Annotated in this window: 5 protein-coding genes; 1 reads left to right on the forward strand and 4 read right to left on the reverse strand. The window is 64.2% G+C overall.

The genetic code is table 11. The features are described from left to right. Positions 1–1061: tRNA (N(6)-L-threonylcarbamoyladenosine(37)-C(2))-methylthiotransferase MtaB (gene mtaB, locus ACILRA_RS20730; protein WP_395663947.1), on the reverse strand; the 1061-nt coding region annotated here is incomplete at its 3' end. A gap of 3 nt (positions 1062–1064) precedes the next feature. Beyond that, positions 1065–1922 carry a diaminopimelate epimerase gene (gene dapF / locus ACILRA_RS20735; RefSeq protein WP_395663948.1) on the reverse strand — a complete coding sequence of 286 codons (858 nt, stop codon included), beginning with the start codon at positions 1920–1922 and terminating at the stop codon, positions 1065–1067. Between the two features lie 85 nt (positions 1923–2007). Here dapF and ACILRA_RS20740 point away from each other — a divergent pair, with 85 nt between their 5' ends. After that, the gene (locus ACILRA_RS20740) at positions 2008–2859 is read left to right on the forward strand and encodes a shikimate dehydrogenase family protein (RefSeq protein WP_395663949.1); all 852 of its coding nucleotides are present in this window, start codon (positions 2008–2010) and stop codon (positions 2857–2859) included. Between the two features lie 28 nt (positions 2860–2887). Here ACILRA_RS20740 and ptsN read toward each other — a convergent pair whose 3' ends face one another. Together ptsN and hpf are read right to left on the reverse strand one after the other, a co-directional pair. Beyond that, a complete protein-coding gene (ptsN, locus tag ACILRA_RS20745; protein ID WP_395663950.1) occupies positions 2888–3367 on the reverse strand; it encodes a PTS IIA-like nitrogen regulatory protein PtsN in 480 nt (159 codons plus the stop codon). Between the two features lie 28 nt (positions 3368–3395). Further along, on the reverse strand, positions 3396–4000 hold a 605-nt coding region (gene hpf / locus ACILRA_RS20750), incomplete at its 5' end, for a ribosome hibernation-promoting factor, HPF/YfiA family (RefSeq protein ID WP_395663951.1).

Genomic DNA, 4000 nt, shown 5'->3' on the forward strand with positions numbered 1-4000 from the left:
CGGCCCAGGCCCTTCTGGCGGAGCCTTGCGGCGCGCTCCTTGATCACATGCTTCTCGATCTGCGGCATGCGTGCGGCGGGCGTGCCGGGACGGGGCGAGAAGGGGAAGACGTGCAGATAGGTGAGGCCGCAGTCATCGACGATCCGCATCGAGTTCTCGAACATCTCGTCTGTCTCGGTGGGGAAACCCGCAATGATATCGGCCCCGAAGACGATGCCGGGGCGGCGGGCGCGGAGTTCCGAACAGAAGGCAATCGAATCTTCGCGCCCATGGCGGCGCTTCATGCGCTTGAGGATCATGTCGTCACCGGACTGGAGCGAGAGGTGGATATGCGGCATCACCCGCTCTTCCCCCGCGATCACCTCCATCAGTTCGGGATCCGCCTCGATCGAGTCGATGGAAGACAGGCGCAGGCGCTTCAGGTCCGGCACCTGCTTCAGGATGCGGTGCGAGAGGGCGCCGAGCCTCGGGCTGCCGTCGAGATCGGCCCCCCAGGAGGTGAGGTCGACGCCGGTGAGCACCACTTCGGAATAGCCTGACGCGACGAGGCGGCGCACCTGTTCCACCACGTCCTGTGGCGCAATCGAGCGGGAATTGCCGCGGCCGAAGGGAATGATGCAGAAGGTGCAGCGGTGATCGCAGCCGTTCTGCACCTGAACGAAGGCGCGGGTGCGCTCCTTCAGGCCATCGATCAGATGCGGCCTTGCTTCCTTCACAGTCATGATGTCGGAGACAGAGACGCGCTCATTGGCGCCGCGCTGCCAGCTTTCAGGCCGCAGTTTTTCCTCGTTGCCGAGCACGCGGGAGACTTCCGGCATCTTCGCGAACATCTCGGGCTCGGTCTGTGCCGCACAGCCCGTCACGATGATCTCGGCATCCGGGTTCTCGGCCCGCGCCTTGCGGATCGCCTGGCGGGCCTGGCGGGTCGCTTCCGCTGTCACCGCGCAGGTGTTGAAGACGATGGTGTTGGAAGCCCCAGCCTTCTCGGCATGGTTCCGCATCACCTCGGTCTCATAGGTGTTGAGGCGGCAGCCGAAGGTGACGAATGCAGGCTCAGCCATCACTCACACCGCAAGATGGGGCGGCAGCACGCCTTCGAATTCATAGGTCACGGGGCCCGTCATGATCACATGACCATCGGACTCGCGGATCTCCATGAAGAGATCGCCACCCGGCAGCGTCACGGTTGCCTTGCGGTCCAACCGCTTGAGGCGGAAGCCCGCCGCCATCACGGCGCAGGCTGCGGTGCCGCAGGCCTGCGTCAGGCCAGCGCCACGCTCCCACACCTTGATGACCACATGGTCCTTCGCGTCAATGCGGGCGAGTGTGATGTTGGCGCGCTGCGGAAACAGCGGGTGATGCTCCAGCATCGGGCCGACCTTGGCGAGGTCCACGATGTCGAGGTCGTTGACCCAGAAGATGCAGTGCGGATTGCCGACATTGACCACCGACGGCCTGTCGATGAGCGGCGCATCGGCGGGGCCCACGAAGAGATCGATGTAACGCGTGTCCTGGAACTTCTCGGACAGCGGAATGTCCTGCCAGTCGAAGCGGGGTGCGCCCATGTCGACGGTGACCAGCCTGTCTCCGCCCTTTTCCGCCACCAGGAATCCGCCCTTGGTGTCGATCGTGGCGCGGGTGGCGTTCTTTTCCGCAAACAGCACGTCGGCGATGCAGCGCGTGGCGTTGCCACAGCTTTCGACCTCCTCACCCGCGTTGTTCCAGATGCGCATGGTGACGTCCGCCTTCCTGGACGGCTCGATCACGATCAGCTGGTCGCAGCCGATACCGGTCTTCCGGTCGGCGATGGCGCGGGCCTTGGCTTCGTCCATGGCGATGGGGCTCATACGCGCATCGAACACGACGAAGTCGTTTCCGAGCCCGTTCATCTTGCGGAAATGGAGGGGTGAGGCCTCAGTCATGAGGGCCTTATATGGGAAAAGCCCAAGGCATTGCTAGACCGCCGATAGATGATAGCCTGTCTGGCGCCGTTGGGAGGCGGCAGGCATGGCATCACGCGATTTCAGAAGCGAACTGGTGGGCTCCTTCTCCGAGGGCTCCAACGGCAACCCCACGGTGGCGATGATCGAGGCGGCCTTCCGCCACCACGGCCTGAACTGGCGCTATGTCAATTGCGAAGTTCCCCCGGAGAGACTGGCAGATGCCGTCAAGGGCGCGCGCGCCATGGGCTGGCGGGGCTTCAACCTGTCCATTCCCCACAAGGTGGCGGTGATCCCCCTGTTGGACGGGCTGGGAGAGAGCGCCGCCATCATGGGCGCCGTCAACTGCGCGGTGAACCGCGATGGCAAGTTCATCGGCGAGAACACCGACGGCAAGGGCTTTCTCAAATCCCTCCTCGAGGTGGTGGACCCCCGGGGCAGGAGCGTCGTGATGTTCGGGGCGGGCGGCGCGGCGCGCGCCATCGGCGTCGAACTGGCGCTGGCCGGGGCCCGGTCCATCACCGTCGTCAACCGCTCGGCAGCGCGCGGCCAGCCGCTGGTGAAGCTGTTGAACGAGAAGACGCATGCGCCTGCAACACTGGCGCTATGGGACAAGACCTATGCCATTCCGAAGGCGACCGACATTGTGGTCAATGCCACGTCCATCGGGCTCGGCAATGGCAATGCGCCGCTCGACATCGATGTATCTTCCCTCACACCGGCCATGGTGGTGGCGGACGTGATCGTCGACCCGCCGGACACCCGCTTCCTGCGCGACGCCAAGGCGCAAGGCTGCATCACCATCGACGGGCTGGGCATGCTGATCAACCAGGGGGTGATCGGGGTAAAATACTGGACGGGGCTTGATGCCGACCCTGCCGCGATGCGGAGAAAGCTCGAGGAGATCTTCGCCAAGTGATTCGCCGGCAGGCGGAACCCGTCCCCCGTCAAGCCGCCGAGGCGCTGGGCTTCGGGTTTGCGGCGGGCTCCGTCAGGATGGCATAGAGCCCCTCGGCATCATCGGTGCCGCGGAGCTTGGCCACGACGGCGGGATCCCGCAGCAGCCGGGAAATCCGGGCCAGGGCCTTGAGATGATCAGCACCGGCATGCTCAGGAGCGAGCAGGACGAAGACGAGATCGACCGGCTGGCCATCGACCGACTCGAAATCAACAGGCTGGGCCAGCCTCGCGAACAGGCCGTAGACGCGTGAGATGGACGGCACCTTGCCGTGCGGAATGGCAATGCCCTGGCCAATGCCGGTGGAGCCGAGCTTTTCACGCTTCAGCAACGTCTCGAAGATCACGCGGTGATCGATGGCCACCAACCCGGCCATGGCGTGGGACAGTTCCTGCAGCAGCTGTTTCTTGTTCGGCGCCTTGAGGCTGGCCAGAACGGACTGCTTGTCGATAAGGGAATCCAGAGTCATGCGGGTCGTGTCCCGTGAAGATCGGTGATCAGGCGCTCGGCGTCGGGTCAACCCAACCGATGTTCCCATCGGGGCGCCTGTAGACGAGGTTGAGGCCGCCATGCCCTCCGTTACGGAAGAGCAGGAATGGCCGCGTCGAAATATCAAGTTGCATAACCGCCTCGCCGACAGAGAGTTCCGGCAGTTCGAGGCCGGTTTCCGCCACGACGACGGGATGGGCCTCCTCCACATCTTCGCTGGCATCCGTTGCAGCAGGGATCATGTAGCTCGGCGCCGTGACCCGGCGCACCGGTTCGCGCCTTGCGCGGTGATGGTCCCTCAGCCTCTGCTTGTAGCGCCTGAGCTGCTTTTCAAGGTGGCTTGCCGCCTTGTCGAAGCTCGGGTGGGCCTCGGCTCCCGTTCCCTCGGCCTGCAGCACCAGCCCGGTGGCCAGGTGCAGGGCGCAATCCGTGTGGAAGCCAACGCGCTGCTTCTCCACGGTCACATGCGCATGCACCGTTCCCTCAAAATACTTCTGCTTGATCAACTGAAGGCGTGACTCGATGTGCTCACGCAAGGCGTCGCCGACATCGAGGTTCTTACCGGTGACTTTGATCTGCATGGTCGTCGCAAATATCCCTGCTTCGCCCTGAG

The sequence above is a fragment of the Aestuariivirga sp. genome (assembly GCF_044239095.1).
GTDB lineage: Bacteria > Pseudomonadota > Alphaproteobacteria > Rhizobiales > Aestuariivirgaceae > Aestuariivirga.

Coding starts and splice junctions, on each gene's coding strand:
- dapF (WP_395663948.1), bottom strand. CDS start 1,922: ATGACTGAGGCCTCACCCCTCCATTTCCGCAAGATGAACGGGCTCGGA.
- ACILRA_RS20740 (WP_395663949.1), top strand. CDS start 2,008: ATGGCATCACGCGATTTCAGAAGCGAACTGGTGGGCTCCTTCTCCGAG.
- ptsN (WP_395663950.1), bottom strand. CDS start 3,367: ATGACTCTGGATTCCCTTATCGACAAGCAGTCCGTTCTGGCCAGCCTC.